At 52.6% G+C, this 15,327-nt stretch carries 12 protein-coding genes; 5 read left to right on the forward strand and 7 right to left on the reverse strand.

Features of this window, described 5'->3' with window-relative positions; all coding sequences use genetic code 11:
• Positions 1-3: 3 nt before the first annotated feature.
• The 3 genes from ACFPMF_RS06055 to queG are packed head-to-tail and all read right to left on the reverse strand — an operon-like array spanning position 4 to position 1,977.
• The gene (locus ACFPMF_RS06055) at positions 4-261 is read right to left on the reverse strand and encodes a hypothetical protein (RefSeq protein ID WP_379842150.1); all 258 of its coding nucleotides are present in this window, start codon (positions 259-261) and stop codon (positions 4-6) included.
• A gap of 48 nt (positions 262-309) precedes the next feature.
• On the reverse strand, positions 310-978 hold the full coding sequence (locus ACFPMF_RS06060; RefSeq protein ID WP_379842152.1) for a ferredoxin reductase domain-containing protein: 669 nt from the start codon (positions 976-978) through the stop codon (positions 310-312).
• A gap of 60 nt (positions 979-1,038) precedes the next feature.
• Positions 1,039-1,977, reverse strand: coding sequence for a tRNA epoxyqueuosine(34) reductase QueG (gene queG, locus ACFPMF_RS06065; protein ID WP_379842154.1), 939 nt, complete (start codon positions 1,975-1,977; stop codon positions 1,039-1,041).
• A gap of 189 nt (positions 1,978-2,166) precedes the next feature.
• On the opposite strand from queG, the gene ACFPMF_RS06070 reads away from it, so the two are divergent.
• Both ACFPMF_RS06070 and dnaJ read left to right on the forward strand, forming a co-directional pair.
• Positions 2,167-2,763 (forward strand): nucleotide exchange factor GrpE, encoded by a 597-nt coding sequence (locus ACFPMF_RS06070; protein WP_379842156.1) that lies wholly within the window; start codon positions 2,167-2,169, stop codon positions 2,761-2,763.
• A gap of 89 nt (positions 2,764-2,852) precedes the next feature.
• Positions 2,853-3,995, forward strand: coding sequence for a molecular chaperone DnaJ (dnaJ, locus tag ACFPMF_RS06075; protein WP_379842158.1), 1,143 nt, complete (start codon positions 2,853-2,855; stop codon positions 3,993-3,995).
• Between the two features lie 54 nt (positions 3,996-4,049).
• On the opposite strand, the gene ACFPMF_RS06080 is transcribed toward dnaJ, so the two are convergent.
• Together ACFPMF_RS06080 and ACFPMF_RS06085 are read right to left on the reverse strand one after the other, a co-directional pair.
• Positions 4,050-4,316 carry a hypothetical protein gene (locus ACFPMF_RS06080; RefSeq protein ID WP_379842160.1) on the reverse strand — a complete coding sequence of 89 codons (267 nt, stop codon included), beginning with the start codon at positions 4,314-4,316 and terminating at the stop codon, positions 4,050-4,052.
• Positions 4,317-4,377: 61 nt separating this feature from the next.
• A complete protein-coding gene (locus ACFPMF_RS06085) occupies positions 4,378-7,410 on the reverse strand; it encodes a glycosyltransferase family 117 protein (protein ID WP_379842162.1) in 3,033 nt (1,010 codons plus the stop codon).
• Positions 7,411-7,683: 273 nt separating this feature from the next.
• On the opposite strand from ACFPMF_RS06085, the gene ACFPMF_RS06090 reads away from it, so the two are divergent.
• A complete protein-coding gene (locus ACFPMF_RS06090; RefSeq protein WP_379842164.1) occupies positions 7,684-7,965 on the forward strand; it encodes a hypothetical protein in 282 nt (93 codons plus the stop codon).
• Between the two features lie 72 nt (positions 7,966-8,037).
• Here ACFPMF_RS06090 and ACFPMF_RS06095 read toward each other — a convergent pair whose 3' ends face one another.
• Complete coding sequence (locus ACFPMF_RS06095) at positions 8,038-10,074, reverse strand: M3 family metallopeptidase (RefSeq protein ID WP_379842749.1); 2,037 nt, start codon at positions 10,072-10,074, stop codon at positions 8,038-8,040.
• A 457-nt stretch (positions 10,075-10,531) separates the two neighbouring features.
• Between ACFPMF_RS06095 and ACFPMF_RS06100 the strand changes: the two genes are divergently transcribed.
• Together ACFPMF_RS06100 and ACFPMF_RS06105 are read left to right on the forward strand one after the other, a co-directional pair.
• A complete protein-coding gene (locus tag ACFPMF_RS06100; RefSeq protein WP_379842166.1) occupies positions 10,532-12,244 on the forward strand; it encodes a DUF6909 family protein in 1,713 nt (570 codons plus the stop codon).
• A 156-nt stretch (positions 12,245-12,400) separates the two neighbouring features.
• The gene (locus ACFPMF_RS06105; protein WP_379842168.1) at positions 12,401-13,933 is read left to right on the forward strand and encodes a malate:quinone oxidoreductase; all 1,533 of its coding nucleotides are present in this window, start codon (positions 12,401-12,403) and stop codon (positions 13,931-13,933) included.
• A gap of 154 nt (positions 13,934-14,087) precedes the next feature.
• Here ACFPMF_RS06105 and ACFPMF_RS06110 read toward each other — a convergent pair whose 3' ends face one another.
• Positions 14,088-15,308 (reverse strand): MFS transporter, encoded by a 1,221-nt coding sequence (locus ACFPMF_RS06110; protein ID WP_379842170.1) that lies wholly within the window; start codon positions 15,306-15,308, stop codon positions 14,088-14,090.
• Between the last annotated feature and the right edge of the window lie 19 nt (positions 15,309-15,327).

The raw sequence follows: 15,327 nt of genomic DNA on the forward strand, positions 1-15,327 counted from the left end.
ACATTAGGGAATCAGAATCCGGGTATTAGCTAGGCTCGCATCAACCGATATTTCACAGGCCAGCCCCCGCATCCCGCCGATTTCCACCACGCAGGTTCCGCAGCTTCCCATCCCGCAGCACAACCCAAAATCCGGAATCTGGAGCGTATCCGAAATCAGGCTCATCAACGAAATATACTGGTTGCGGTAGGTTTGAACCGGAATTTCATCCCCCTGGTAAACCAGCGTAAACGAAATTGTATCGATTTCTGGCTCTCCCAATTCGGTTAGATTTACACCCTTTCCGGTTTCGTGCTACCGGAAAAGATTCTATTGCTCAAAGACCACGGCCTGCGGATCCGCGCCATTCCGGACCAGAATATCATTAATCTGCTGAATCATCGGATCGGGGCCGCAGACGTAGAAATGACGATCAAAGCGTTCGACATGACGTTTTAGAAAACTTTCATCAAGGTAGTTTTTGGGAAGTCCACTCCCTTCGACAGGCTGGGTGAGCACAAAAACCGCCTTGTCGCCCAGATGGGCTTTCAGTTCCTGTTCGTAAATAATATCGGCGGCCGTTTTGTTCGAGAAAAATAAGGTATTGTTACCCAGTCGCCCGTCTTTATGAAGCTGCCGGAGAATGGCCATAAAAGGCGTGATACCCGCCCCTCCGGCAATGAAATAACCTTCGCCTTTGTATTCGATCGTTCCCCAGGGTTCATCGATAATCAGTTCATCCTCTACCTGCAGCAAGCCGATCTGTTTGGTAACCCCATCATGGTCATGATACGACTTGATCGTAAATTCAAGGTACGGATCCGAAGAGAGTCCCGTAAACGTAAACGGTCGTTTTTCGTCTTCCCAACCCGGTTTATTGACCGAAACCTCCGTCGCCTGACCGGGCACGAACGTGAAGTTTTCCGGTTTTTCCAGCCGGATACAATGGACATTGTGCGTTACTGGAAAAATTGACTGAACTTTTACCGTGTATGCCATGATGATTTGATTTAGTCAATCAGAACAAAAAACCGCCAACCCTCTTTGCTGATCGTACGCTTACTCACTTGTTTTAACAAATGAAATATTGCGTCTCAAGCCCTCCAGCTTCGTGCGTTTAACGGCCGATCGGCGAAAAATCTCCTGAAAAACATCCTGCGTAATCTCTTCCCAATCCTGCTTGCTAAAACCGGCCAGTTCGGGATGAGGATCAAAAGCCGGGGTCCGGTGCGGCCGCGCAAACCGGTTCCACGGACACACGTCCTGGCAGATGTCGCAACCGAAAATCCAGTTTTCAAATTTGCCTTTTACCTCCTCGGGAATGGCGTCTTTTAGCTCAATGGTGAAGTACGAAATGCACTTGCTGCCATCCACCACATACGGTTCCGTAATGGCATCCGTCGGGCAGGCATCGACGCAACGGGTACAGGTGCCGCAATAATCGGCCATGGGGCCGTCGGCCTCCAGTTCCAGGTCCAGAATCATCTCCCCGATAAACACAAAACTGCCCATTTCCCGCGTAATCACGTTGGAATGTTTGCCCACCCAGCCCAAACCGCTGCGTTTGGCCCAGACCTTGTCCATCACCGGAGCCGAATCGACAAAAACCCGTCCATTCACCTCCCCGATTTCGTCCTGGACATACGCCAGCAGCGTTTTGAGCTTGTCTTTGATCACAAAATGGTAGTCCGTTCCGTAAGCGTATTTGGAAATTTTGTACCCGTCTTCGTCCTGCGCGACGGTTTTTTCGGGGTAATAATTCAGCAAAACCGTTACCACCGACTTCGCCCCTTCCACCAGCAGCCGGGGGTCCAGGCGCTTGTCGAAGTGATTGGCCATGTACCCCATCTGTCCGTGGCGGTTTTGGGAAAGCCAAGCTTCGAGACGGGGGGCTTCTTCCTCCAGAAACTCCGCGTTGGAAACCCCGCAGAAATCGAAGCCCAGTTCAGTAGCGCTGGCTTTGATGAGTTGGGTCCGTTTTTGAATTATTTCAAGCATTTCACCGCGTGTACAGGACACATTTTACCGAAAAGTCCGAACTCAACCTGACAGGTTCAGCGTTTCATCCTTAAAGATAACCACCCGGTTTTTTGAATAAAAATGCCATCTTGTCAGTATTCTGAAAATTGGCAACTAATTTGCAACTTTTAAGGCACTATGTGGTGGCGACGAAATACAACCAAGCGTATGGAAAATAAAGAATCTTTGAATACCGAAGACCAAGAAACTGTACAACAACCTGACAACACCGTCAACGAATCCCTAACGGAGAACGAGGAGTCCACTGACAATTCGGCGGAAGAAACCGCTTCGACGGAGGACCAGGGCGTCCTTTCCGAATTCGATAAAGTAAGTGGAGAACTGACTGATTTAAAAGATAAATACCTCCGGTTATACGCCGATTTTGAAAACTTCCGTCGGCGGACGGCCAAAGAAAAGATTGACTTAATCTCGACGGCGAACGAAGGGCTGCTGGTGGCACTCCTGCCGGTGATCGACGACTTCGAACGGGCGTTGAAATCCGCCGAAACGACCTCGGATGTCGATGCCCTGAAAGAAGGCGTTCAGCTTATCTTTAATAAATTCTCGAAAGTACTCGAAACCAAAGGGGTTAAACCGATGACGTCCGTTGGTCAGGTTTTCAATCCGGATCTGCACGAAGCCATTACGCAGTTCCCGGCACCCAGCGATGACCTGAAAGGAAAAGTAATCGACGAAACGGAGAAAGGCTATTTCCTGAACGATAAAGTGATCCGGTTTGCAAAAGTCATTCTGGGTGCCTAACTGAAAACGATCCGATGAGCGAGCTGAATGGGCTGCCGCACCGTGCCGGGCAGCCTGTTCAGTTTGCTCGTTTTCAACGATATTGATACATGGCTACGAAACGAGATTATTATGAAGTATTAGGGATTGAGAAAAACGCTTCGCCGGAAGACGTAAAAAAAGCCTACCGGAAGATGGCGATCAAGTACCACCCCGATAAAAACCCGGACGACCCCACCGCCGAGGACAAATTCAAGGAAGCCGCCGAAGCCTACGATGTGCTGAGCGACCCCCAGAAAAAAGCGCGCTACGATCAGTTCGGACATGCGGGCATGAACGGCGCGGGTGGTGGTGCCCAGTCGATGGAGGATATTTTTTCCCAATTCGGCGATATTTTCGGCGACGACAGTCCGTTCGGCAGTTTCTTCGGACGGGGCGGTCAGCAGCAGGGACGGCGCGTTCGGCGCGGTTCGGACCTGCGGATCAAACTGAAGCTGAATTTGCAGGAAATCGCCAACGGCGTCGAGAAAAAAATCAAGGTGAAACGGCACGTCGCCTGTACGACCTGTGGCGGCAACGGTTCCCGAAACGGCACGGCCGTAACTACCTGTAACAGCTGTAACGGTTCCGGCCAGGTTCGGAAGGTGGTCAATACGATGCTCGGCCAGATGGTTTCAACCAGCACCTGCCCCACCTGTAACGGCGAAGGCAAAATGGTTACCGAACGGTGCGATACCTGTTTTGGTGAAGGCCGTTTGTTGCAGGAAGACGTGATTCCGATCAAGATTCCGGCGGGTGTTGCCGAAGGAATTCAGCTTTCGGTCACTGGCAAAGGCAACGTCCCTCCGCGCGGAGGGGTGGCCGGCGATTTGCTGATCGTGGTCGAAGAAGAGGAAGACGAAAACCTGAAACGCGACGGCAATAATGTGGTCTACGATCTGCACGTCAATTTTGTCGACGCGACCCTCGGTACTTCCGTAGAAGTGCCAACCATCGACGGACGCGCACGGATTACGCTGGAACCGGGAACCCAGGGCGGCAAAATTCTGCGCCTGAAAGGCAAGGGCATCAAAGAACTGAATGGCTACGGCCGGGGCGATCAGTTGATTCACATCAACATCTGGACGCCCAAAAACCTCAGCTCCGACGAGCGCAACATCCTGGAACGCCTACGGAACTCACCGAATTTTCAACCCAAACCGGGCAAGAATGAAAAGGGATTCTTCGATAAAATGAAGGATTTTTTCCACTGAATAAAAAACTATCTATAAAACAGAAAGCCCGGCCAAATGACCGGGTTTTCTGTTTTAGTCGGTATTCCTGCGTTTGGTCGAATCACCGGGCACCGGCTTGACCGGCGGAATCTGAAACGTCCGGAAGTTAGCCGCTGAATTAGGCATCGGCACGTTCACCCCTTCATCCGGTTTATGCACCGGCATATCCGACCGGAAAGACGGTTTGGCATTCGGCATGGTACTCTGCGGCTTCGGAAACTTCGGTGCCCCCTTCGGCGAGCGGATGGTATCTGCCGGTATACTGAAGGTTACTACCAAACAATACAACAACGTTACCATACAAAAAAGGCTTAAAAGAGCAATCCCCGGCGGTTTTCCGAAAACCGCCGGGGAGACTTGATCATCCTAATGTATTCAAATGTTTCTGGAAGATGGCGTCGTATTTCTTCGCCAGATCCTCCTGCTTCGTTTCGCGGAACGCGTTCACGATGGTCTGCAAATTATACAGGTCAAAGTTCGCTTCGTTGGGGCCCCCACCGGTTTTCTTGATGTAGGTCAGGTTCTGGTCGGCGCGTCCGGCCACCACATCGGCTATTTGCTGGGCGGTTTTCAAATCGCCCACTTCGAGCAGAATCCGGATGTAATTGGTCGAAATCTGGTCATACGGAATTGCCTTATCCGGAATCACATTCAACGACCGCTGAATTACCTCCTTCGCCTGCGCATTCTTCCCTTCGCGCATCAACTGATCGGCCAAACGCAGGAACGCTATCCGGGCCGAAATCACGGGCGAGCCCCGGTACGTATCATCGTAGTACGAGTTCGGGTTGTTCATTTCGCGCCAGAAGGTTTTCTTCATCATGACATCATACATAATCTCCGAATTGACAAAACCGTCGGACGCCCCCGGAGCCTGGAAAGGCATCAGGCGGTAGGCATACCCTTCGAGCTGCATATGATCCTTCAGATTCAGGTAGTTGGACTGACCCAGCGTGGTCGAGAAATAGATTGGCCGTTTCCAGTTGTTGGTCGCAATGATGTCAAGCATTACCAGATCCGGTTTGTAGATGTCCTGTTTGCCGTAATTCCAGACCAGCGTATCTTTCACCAGCGGCATGAAATTCGGAGTTACAAAGCCCTGCTTTTGTACCTCGGCCTTGTCGATGGGCAGGAAGAAAGTCTGTGACGGCAGAATATTGGTTTTTTCGCCGGTTGTCAGCGGCACCTGGATGGCCGGATTATCCTGCTTCACCAGACCGATATACTCCTTCAGGTTGATGCCATTCTTCACCGCCGGGACTTCATAGAACGGAATCACGTCGTTTTTCCCCTTGTTAAACTGGGCAAATTCGAGCGAAATCGGCAGCGCATCCGACTGGTATGTTTTGCGTTTCATTTGCTGGATATACCACTCGGTTCCCAGCAGACTCAGGTTACAAACCCGCACATCGGTCCGGAAGCCTTCGACTTCCTGGGCGTACCACAAGGGGAAGGTGTCATTATCGCCACCGACAAACAGAATCGCATTCGGCGCGCAGGAATTGAGCAGGTTTTTGGCAAAATCAACGGAATGGTAGCGGTTCGAACGGTCATGATTATCCCAGCTCTTGAAACCCATCATCGCCGGTACGAGCAGGCACAGACCCACCACCAGACCGATGCGCATTTTATCACTTTTCAGATAAGCCGCCAGACCGTCAATCAACGCCAGCACGCCCAGCCCGATCCAGATCGCAAAGAAATAGAAGGACCCGACGTAGATATAATCCCGTTCGCGCGGTTCGGTTGGCGGTGAGTTCAGGAAAATTTGCAGGGCAATCCCGGTAAAGAAAAACAGCAACCCGACGATCAGCAGGTCCTTCGGCCGGCGGAAATACTGAATCACAATGCCGAACAGCCCGAGCAGGAACGGCAGCATGTAGAAATTATCCCGGGCTTTGTTATCCTTGATCAGATCGGGCACGCCATTGTCGCTCGACCAGGGCAGCAAATAGCCCGACCCTTCCTGATCGCCCGCCCGGCCCGCAAAGTTCCACATCAGATACCGCCAGTACATATGCCCCAGCTGATACTGGAAGAAAAACTGCAGGTTGTCCCCTAAGGTCACTTTCCGGGTGGGTTGCCCCTGCTGATCCAGCGGAATGTTCAGCATCTGTGAATACAACTGGGGGTGGTTGTTCTGATTACTGTAAATCCGGGGAAACAGCATCTGTTTGTCGCTGTCGTAAATATATTCCGGCATGTAATCGAAAATCACGTATTTCCCATCCTTTTTCGCATATTGAGGGGCACCCTTTTTCTGATCGATGGGCCGGGAGAAGAACAGGGGTCCGTAACTCAGCGAGCGGCTGCCATATTGCTCCCGTTTCAGGTACGACACGAAATTGACGACATCGCTCGGGTTGTTTTCATTGATCGGCGGGTTATAGTCCGACCGGATCAGCACCTGAATGTAGGAAGCATATCCGATCAGGACAAAAGCCAGACTCAGCAGCGCGGTGTTCAAAACCGGGCGGTTCTGACGCGACGACCAGATAATTCCGTAGACGAGTACGCCAATAAAGAGGGCCGAAAAGACATAAATACCGGTGGTGTACGGCAGTCCGAAGGTGTTGACGAAAAACCGTTCAACCGCAAAAGCCGTCGTCGGCAAACCGGGAATGATACCGGCATTGATAATGCCCAGAATGGCCATCCCGACACAGAACGCGATAAAACCGCCCCCGATCGTTGGCTTATGGTTCTTCTTGAAATAATAGATCAAGGCCAGTGACGGTAACGTTACCAGGTTCAGCAAGTGAACGCCAATCGATAAACCGGTCAGGTAGGCAATGAAAATCAGCCAGCGATTGGCCGCGGCCTCATCTTCAATCAGTTCCCAACGGAAAGCTGCCCAAACGACGATGGCCGTAAAGAACGATGACATCCCGTAGACCTCGGCTTCGACGGCTGAAAACCAGAACGTATCCGAAAAGGTGTATACCAGCGCTCCGACGGCACCGGCCCCGAGAACGGCCCAGGTTTCGGTCTGGGTCAGGTCTTTAAATTGCTTATCCAGCAGCTTGCGGCCCAGCATCGTGATCGTCCAGAACAAAAACAGGATGGAAAATGCACTGCTGAGCACCGACATCATGTTAACCCAATAGGCAACCTGGGTTACATCACCGAACGCCAGCAACGAGAAAAGCCGGCCGGTCAGGAGAAAAAACGGGGCGCCCGGCGGGTGCGGAACCTGGAGTTTATACGCACAGGCAATAAATTCGCCACAGTCCCAAAAGCTGGCCGTCCGCTCGACGGTCATGGTGTACGTAATCAGGGCCACGCCAAAAAGCAGCCAGCCGATGATCGTATTCAGCCGGTTATAGGAGAGTGTGTTGGATGGCGAAGATGTCTCGGAAGTCACTTTAGAATCTGTTCCTTTGATGGTTTGCATTGGGGTAACAGGCAGTAGCCGAAGTATATTTCTCCAAAAATACGAAAATAAACCCCGTTTGCCGCCTTTGGGACTCGTTAAAGTTTGTTAAAGTCGCTTCCGTAGCGTCTGCCACTTATTGCTGATTCCTGCAACTTACGAACCGAAACCCGCCAGTTATTGACTCGAACTGGCAAACCCGGGGCCAAATCCGGTACTTCATGCCGCAATTCCACCCCCGGAATTGTCGCCAGCCCTTCCAGCAACATGATAACTCAACAATCCCGAATCCCTATGAAATCGCTTTTCAGAATCGGTGTCGCCATCGATTGCATGGCTGTTCTGTATGGCATTTATGATGCGGTAGCCGGTACGTTTTTGTGGCCCAACGTATACGCAGGTCATGGTTTGCTGGTATTGGCCCTGAGCGGAACCCTGGTGGCCCTGGCCATTTATTTCAAAACCCGCGATCCGCTATCGATGAACTCGCTGACGGCCCGGTTACCGGCTTTCCCGCTGCTGGGTTTTGGGCTAATGATGCTGCTCATCGCAGCCTCGAAACGAATTGAAAAATAAGCAATCATCCTATAAAAAAGCCCTGTACGATGCGTGTCGATCATACAGGGCTTCGTTCACTTTAGCCTTTTATCAGAGCGTCAAACCGCTCCGGCGCAGCATGGCCTGCGGAGACGGTTCGCGGCCGCGGAATTTCTTGTACAACTCCATCGGTTTTTCCGTCCCCCCTTTTTCCAGCACGTTTTTCCGGAATTTACCGGCCACTTCCCGGCTCGACAACCCTTTTTCCTTGAAGAACTCGAACGCGTCGGCATCCAGTACCTCCGACCATTTATAGCTGTAATAACCGGCCGAATACCCGCCCGCAAAGATGTGCGAGAAGGCCGGACTAAACGCCGTTCCGGGCACTTTCGGAAACAGATTCACCAGCGAGTCCACCTTGGATTCCACCTGCTCGACGGTTTCTCCGTGGGGGGCATTGCCGTGCCAGTACATATCCACCAGCCCGTAGCGCAGTTGCGTCAGGTTCGACATGCCCGCCATGAAATTCTGGCTGGCGCGGATTTTCTCGATCATATCGTTCGGAATCACTTCCCCAGTTTGGTAATGTTTGGCAAAAAGTTTCAGCGCTTCGGGGTCGTAACACCAGTTTTCCATTACCTGCGAAGGCAGTTCCACAAAATCACGGTACACGCTCGTGCCCGACAGACTTTCGTACTTGCCGTTCGCCAGCATACCGTGCAACCCGTGTCCAAACTCGTGGAAAAGCGTCGTCACCTCGTTGAATGTCAGCAGCGACGGTTTGGTTTCGGTGGGGCGGGTGAAGTTGCAGACGTTGACCACGTGGGGCCGAACATTCACGCCTTTCTCGATTTTCTGGCCCTGAATATCGTTCATCCAGGCACCACTGCGTTTGCCCGCCCGGGGGAAATAATCGCCGTAGAAAACCGCCAGAAACGTACCGTCCTGATCGAACACCTCGTAGGTTTTTACTTCCGGATTATAAACCGGAATGTCTTTCCGTTCCTTGAACGTCAGGCCGTAGAGTTTATTCGCTACCGTAAAAACTCCTTCAATGACGTTCTCCAGTTTGAAATACGGTTTCAGGATTTCGTCGTCCAGCGCGTATTTTTCCTTTTTCAGTTTTTCGGAATAATAGCCGAAATCCCAGCGTTCCAGCCGTTCATCTTTAAAACCGTTCTCTTTCGCGTAGCGCGTCAGTTCGGCCAGTTGTTTTTGCGCTACCGGTTTGGCATAGCCCGCCAGCTCGCTCAAAAACTGCTTTACTTTTTCCGGCGAACCAGCCATGCTTTCTTCCAGAATAAAATCGGCATGGGTTTTATAGCCCAGCAGGTTCGCGCGGTCGTACCGCAACTGTACCATTTTCCCGATCAGTTGCTGGTTATCGTTTTTGTCGCTGTGAAAACCGCGCGAATTATACGCAACGAATAACTTTTTCCGCAGCTCCCGGCTATCGGCATAGGTCATAAACGGCTGATAACTCGGCGCTTGCAGCGTAAACACCCAGCCGGTTTTGCCTTTTTGTTTCGCCGTGGCCCTGGCCGCTTCCCGGGCAAATTCCGGTAACCCGGCCAGGTCTTTTTCGTCCGTGATTTCCAGGACGTATTCGTTCGTTTCGTTCAGCACATTCTCGCCAAACTGCAACGAAGCCTGCGACAGTTCTTTGTTGATCGCCCGGAATTTTTCCTTGTCGGCCTCTTTCAGATTAGCGCCATTACGGGCAAAACTCTTGTAGGATTTCTCGAGCAGCATCCGGTCTTCCCCGTCCAGCTTCAATTGATTCCGCTGGTCATAGACGGTTTTGACGCGCTTGAAAAGCTTCTCGTTCAGCGTAATATCGTTGCCGTATTCGGTCAGCAAAGGCGAGGCTTCCCGCACGATTTTCTGCAAGTCGGGGCTGGTTTCGGCACTGTTCAGGTTGAACATCACCGACGAAACGCGGCTGACCATTTCGCCGGCGCGTTCGAGTGCGACAATGGTATTTTCGAACGTCGGTGCCGCCGGATTGTTCACAATGGCGTCAATCTCCTTCCGGCCCATCGTCATGGCTTCTTTCAGGGCGGGGAGGTAATACTCGTTTTTTACCTGGTCAAACGGCACCGTCCCGTGCGGTGTCTTGAACGGTTGCAACAGCGGATTCTCACTCATTTTTGCTTTTTCAGGGGAGGGTTGGGCCAGTAGTGCGGGGCTTAAAGCCGCCAGCAGTACCGCCGAACGGGTCATTTTTCGAAGTGTAAACATAGTAAACTGCTCATAGGATTTCTCGCAGTTTACAAAATTACGATAAAAAAAGAAAACCGGCTTCGGATGAACGGAAACAATGTCAGTCTAGTGGCAATCAACACGTTATAGCCTGGCGAAACTGCAGCTTGTATGCGCGATTGGAAACGCCACAGCAAGCATTCTTCGCTGGTTAAGAATTTAATCTGGGGTTAAATACACTGTCCCTACCGCCAAATCCGATCTTTTTGGTCAGGCCATCGCCAGCAAGCCTGCTTCCCCCGGTATAAAACTGGGGGTTGGTATCGGTGGTGGGCGAAAATAAGCCGCCGACGCGGGTGAGTCGGTCAGGATCGTGTATCTTGCGGATCGATACCATTTTCCGATGCATACTGATTTTTCTCCCCCACTCACCCGCGCTCAGGAATCCCGCCTGGCCATCGAACGGCTTTACATCACGATGCGCCATCTGTTTAACCGGGGTTTTTATAAACCGTCCGGCGTGTCCGGTGAAGAAATCCGGCAGGCTTTGCTCACGCTCCGGCCGGAGATTTACGGTTCGGTCAACGACCCGCAACGGGTGGAACTCGATGGTCTGGTCTACGTCATGGACCGCTTACCGAAAGGCATCGAAGCCTGCCGGGTAATCACCCTCGTGTCGCGCGAAGGCTTCGAACATTCGCGGTTTCCGGTTTTGGTCCCGGCCAAACGCCGTCGGAATTGTTACCGGGTCGATGCAGAACAGATGGTGATCGAGGTCACGAACGGCCGCAGTGAAATCTACGACATCCTGACGCACCTGACGTTCATGTTCATGGAGGCTGACAAAATCCGGCAGAACGTTTTTCTGGAACGCGGCAACAAACTCCGCGAGTGGGAAAAACTGGAAGCCATCATCCAGTCGGGCGGCAGTGTCAAGGAAGACGAACGCGAACTGGCACTGATGTACCTCAGTTCGATCCTGGGCCGGACCTTTGAAGAAACCCAGCAGGCCTATTACCGGTTCGAAGAAACCGCCGGCACCAACAGCGGTTTGTTCCAGATTGTATACGGATTGGGCCGCACCTCGGTTCGGGAGATTCAGGAAAAGAACGTCGACCGCGAAATCAACTTTACGCCCATGCTCCGCGAACGCGTCGGGCAGCACCTCTACGGGGAGCGCTGGGCCACGCGCATTAAGCAATATATCGTTGAAAATGGCTGGTCGGAACGCCCGGTCCATATCATCAGCGCCAATCCGCATAGCGTGGTAAACTGCCTCTACGCGACAGCATCCCTGGCGGAAACGACATCTTGGGACAACCTGTTCGATCTGGCGTATAAACTCAGCCAGCCCGCCCAGCAGGAATTGCGTCGGCAGGTGGATGACTACGCCCACACCCACGGACTGCACGAACTGGAAGACCCGGGCGGTACCAACCTGCTCGTGCAATTGATCGACACGGCCCAGATCGACCCGAATGGCATTCCGGCCGAAATTGCGCACGACCCGGTTTTTATCCAGTCCGAAAAACCGCTGTTGCTGGTGATGGACTACGCATTTGGCGAACAGGCGTTCGAAACGCTGGACGAATTGCTAAAACCGTATGATTCGCACGAGGCCGAACCCTGCGAGCTGAAAGTCGCTTCCATTTCGATCATGGGCAAAGCCGGGATTCTGACCGGCGATAAAGGCGATCTGATGATTCCGACCGCGCATATTTTTGAAGGCACTGCCGACAACTACCCCCTCGACAACGACTTTTCAACCTCCGATTTTGAAGGCTTCGGCATCGGCGTCTTCGAAGGGGCCATGATCACGGTTTTGGGCACCTCACTCCAGAACAAAGACATTCTGTCCTACTTCAAAAATTCGTCCTGGAAAGCGATTGGGCTGGAAATGGAAGGCGCCCATTACCAGAAAGCCATCCAGTCGCACGCCAAAATCCGGGGCAGCGTCCGGCCCGACATCAAAATCCGGTATGCCTACTATGCTTCCGACAACCCGCTGATCACGGGTGCCACGCTGGCGTCGGGCAGCCTGGGCACACTGGGCGTGAAACCGACGTATCTGATTACGATGAAATGTTTGGAAAAGATTTTGAAACCATCCGAGTAGACGGCTTACCAACCCCGCTACAGACCTATTCTTTCCACAAATCCGCGAACAAGTTTGATTAATCGAAGACTTTGGACACTACGCTAACTTTTTGGAACAAGACTTTGTTAAATTTGTAACTTTTCCAAGAAATCAATCCATTGCCATCGTCTTCCCATGCCAACGCGCAATAAAGTCGTATCCAGTACCCCCGACGTCGTTCTGATCGGGGCTGGTATCATGAGCGCCACCCTCGGTGTTCTGCTGAAAGAGCTGCAACCTGATCTGACCATCGAAATTTTTGAGCGGCTCGACGATGCAGCCGCCGAGAGTTCCGATGCCTGGAATAATGCCGGAACGGGTCACTCGGCCTTTTGTGAACTCAACTACACACCGGAACTCCCTGACGGAACGATCGATACGAAAAAGGCCATCAAAATTGCCGAATCGTTCGAAATCTCCAAACAATTCTGGGCCCATCTGATTCAGGAAGGCTTTCTGCAGGATGCCCCTGATTTTATCCGAACCATTCCGCACATGAGTTTTGTGTGGGGCGACGCTAACGTGGAATACCTTCGAAAACGTTATGAAGCACTCCAGCAGAATCATCTCTTTCACGGAATGTTGTATTCCGAAGATGAGACCCAGCTGAAAAAGTGGATTCCGCTGGTCATGGAAGGCCGGAAAGAAGGGGAAAAAGTGGCCGCTACCCGAATGGATATCGGGACCGATGTCAACTTCGGGGCGCTGACCCGGGCGATGTTCTACCGCCTTTACAGCATGAAGGGTGTCAAAATCCATTTTGCCCACGACGTGCGGGACCTCTGGCGATCGAAGAGCCTGGGCGGCTGGAAAGTGCGGGTTGAAAACGTGACCACCGGCCAGGTCCGGGATATCCATTCCCGGTTTTTGTTCATCGGGGCCGGGGGCGGTTCGCTGCGGCTGCTCGAAAAATCGGACATTCCCGAAAGCCGGGGGTACGGCGGTTTTCCGGTCAGTGGGCAATGGCTCAAATGCACGAACCGCGAAGTTGTCGAACGGCATGCGGCTAAGGTTTATGGTAAGGCCTCGGTCGGCGCTCCGCCCATGTCGGTGCCGCACCTCGACACTCGCATGATCGGTGATCAGAAAGAATTGCTCTTCGGCCCTTACGCCGGTTTTTCGACCAAGTTCCTGAAACACGGTTCGTATATGGATTTACCGAAATCCATTCAGATGACCAACCTGGCCCCCATGCTGATGGCCGGTTTGCACAATATTCCGCTGACCAAATACCTCATCGAGCAGGTGATGCAATCGCCGGAAGACCGGCTGGCGGCCCTGCGCGACTATTTCCCCAACGCCCGCATGGAAGACTGGGAGCTTGAAATTGCCGGACAACGCGTTCAGGTGATCAAGAAAGACGACGAAGAAGGGGGCGTTCTGGAATTCGGCACCGAAGTGGTTAGTGCCGCCGACGGCAGCATTGCGGCCCTGCTGGGCGCGTCGCCGGGCGCTTCTACGGCGGTTTCGATCATGCTCGATTTGCTGAACCGGTGTTTTAAAGAACAGATGGCGTCACCGGAATGGCAGGCCAAGCTGAAGCAGATGATTCCGTCGTACGGCCAGTCACTGGCCCAAAACCCGCAATTAACGCAGGAAATCCGGGCGATGACCAGTGAGGCACTCGGTCTGGACATGGCCGTTTATACGACTGATTTAACCGATTAACGCCCTGTTTCTGAAGAGTTACCTTGCAGTAGCCGGCAGGCCTTTCGGACCGCCAACCCTGGGCACATCAAAACCGCTGATAGGAAGCAACTGTCTATAAAACACAAAAGGATGCCTTGGTCGGGCATCCTTTTGTGTTTTCCCGAAAACCGGACTATAGCGGCCCCGTAACCAGCTCGTCTTCCGCCGGTACGGTTTTCTTGCGATCGTTGAAAAATAGTACAAACAGTACCAGCACCACGGCGGCAATTCCGGCCGGAACCATCCAGACGGAGGTCCAGTTTACCTTGCCGTTTACGGTGTACATATCCGCCACAATACCCGCCAGTTTGGAACCGATGCCCATTCCGATTCCGTAGGTTGCCAGCGTGATCAGTCCCTGCGCCGATGACTTGATGCGCTCCCCGGCTTTGTTGTCGGTGTAAATTTGCCCGGTTACAAAGAAGAAGTCGTAACAGACGCCGTGCAGCACGATGGCAATGTACAGCATCCACTCGCCCGAACCGCCGTCGCCGTACCCAAACAGCAAAAACCGGATGATCCAGGCCACCAGCCCAACCACCAGCATGTACTTCACGCCCAGCCGTTTGAAGGCCAGCGGAATCATCAGCATGAAAAAGAATTCGGAAGCCTGGCCCAGCGACATTTTGTTCTCCACGTTGGTCATGCCCGAATCCGTCAGCGACGGGTTGGCCATGGCGTAGTAGAACGACAGCGGAATACAGATCAGGACCGAGGAAACAAAGAAAATCGCAAACGAACGGTCTTTCAGTAACTTAAACGCATCGACCCCCAAAATTTGCCCAACCGTGGCATTGGCGCTGGCTTTCGGGGGCGTGTCCGGCAACGTGAAGGAAAACAAACCGAAAAACAGCGCAATGTACATTGCAATCTCAAAAATGGTCGATTCCCCGCCGATATTCAGAAAACCGACAATGTTGGTGATGACAATCCAGGCCACCGTTCCCAGGACCCGAATGCCGGGAAACTCTTTTTCGGGGTTGGCCATGTGCTGCATCGCAATCGAGGTCGTCAGCGACATCGACGGGGCAAAGGTCAGGCAGTAGGCCAGAATCTGCCAGAAAAACGCGTCGGGATTTTTCTCCTGCACCAGAAAAAACAGAATGGCGGCTCCGGCCAGGTTCAGCACCCCCAGCACTTTCTGGGCGGCAAAATACCGGTCGGCAATCAGTCCGACGAAAAATGGGGCTACCAGCATCGCCAGCGAGAAAGCCGTGTAGGCGTTCCCGACCTGGTCACCGGTGGCATTCAATTGGGAAAAGAGGTACTTACTCATCTGTCCATACCAGGCCCCCCAGACGGAGTACAGCAGGAACATCATGAGGGAAAGTTGAATACGGGTTTTAAGCTTCATTGGGTTTGCGTAGAAGTTG

Source organism: Larkinella bovis (assembly GCF_042655385.1).
Taxonomy (GTDB): domain Bacteria; phylum Bacteroidota; class Bacteroidia; order Cytophagales; family Spirosomataceae; genus Larkinella; species Larkinella bovis.

Excerpts from the sequence above, each read along its gene's own strand:
- ACFPMF_RS06060 (WP_379842152.1), bottom strand. The coding sequence starts at position 978 with ATGGCATACACGGTAAAAGTTCAGTCAATTTTTCCAGTAACGCACAAT.
- queG (WP_379842154.1), bottom strand. The coding sequence starts at position 1,977 with ATGCTTGAAATAATTCAAAAACGGACCCAACTCATCAAAGCCAGCGCT.
- ACFPMF_RS06070 (WP_379842156.1), top strand. The coding sequence starts at position 2,167 with ATGGAAAATAAAGAATCTTTGAATACCGAAGACCAAGAAACTGTACAA.
- dnaJ (WP_379842158.1), top strand. The coding sequence starts at position 2,853 with ATGGCTACGAAACGAGATTATTATGAAGTATTAGGGATTGAGAAAAAC.
- ACFPMF_RS06080 (WP_379842160.1), bottom strand. The coding sequence starts at position 4,316 with ATGGTAACGTTGTTGTATTGTTTGGTAGTAACCTTCAGTATACCGGCA.
- ACFPMF_RS06085 (WP_379842162.1), bottom strand. The coding sequence starts at position 7,410 with ATGCAAACCATCAAAGGAACAGATTCTAAAGTGACTTCCGAGACATCT.
- ACFPMF_RS06090 (WP_379842164.1), top strand. The coding sequence starts at position 7,684 with ATGAAATCGCTTTTCAGAATCGGTGTCGCCATCGATTGCATGGCTGTT.
- ACFPMF_RS06095 (WP_379842749.1), bottom strand. The coding sequence starts at position 10,074 with ATGAGTGAGAATCCGCTGTTGCAACCGTTCAAGACACCGCACGGGACG.
- ACFPMF_RS06100 (WP_379842166.1), top strand. The coding sequence starts at position 10,532 with ATGCATACTGATTTTTCTCCCCCACTCACCCGCGCTCAGGAATCCCGC.
- ACFPMF_RS06105 (WP_379842168.1), top strand. The coding sequence starts at position 12,401 with ATGCCAACGCGCAATAAAGTCGTATCCAGTACCCCCGACGTCGTTCTG.
- ACFPMF_RS06110 (WP_379842170.1), bottom strand. The coding sequence starts at position 15,308 with ATGAAGCTTAAAACCCGTATTCAACTTTCCCTCATGATGTTCCTGCTG.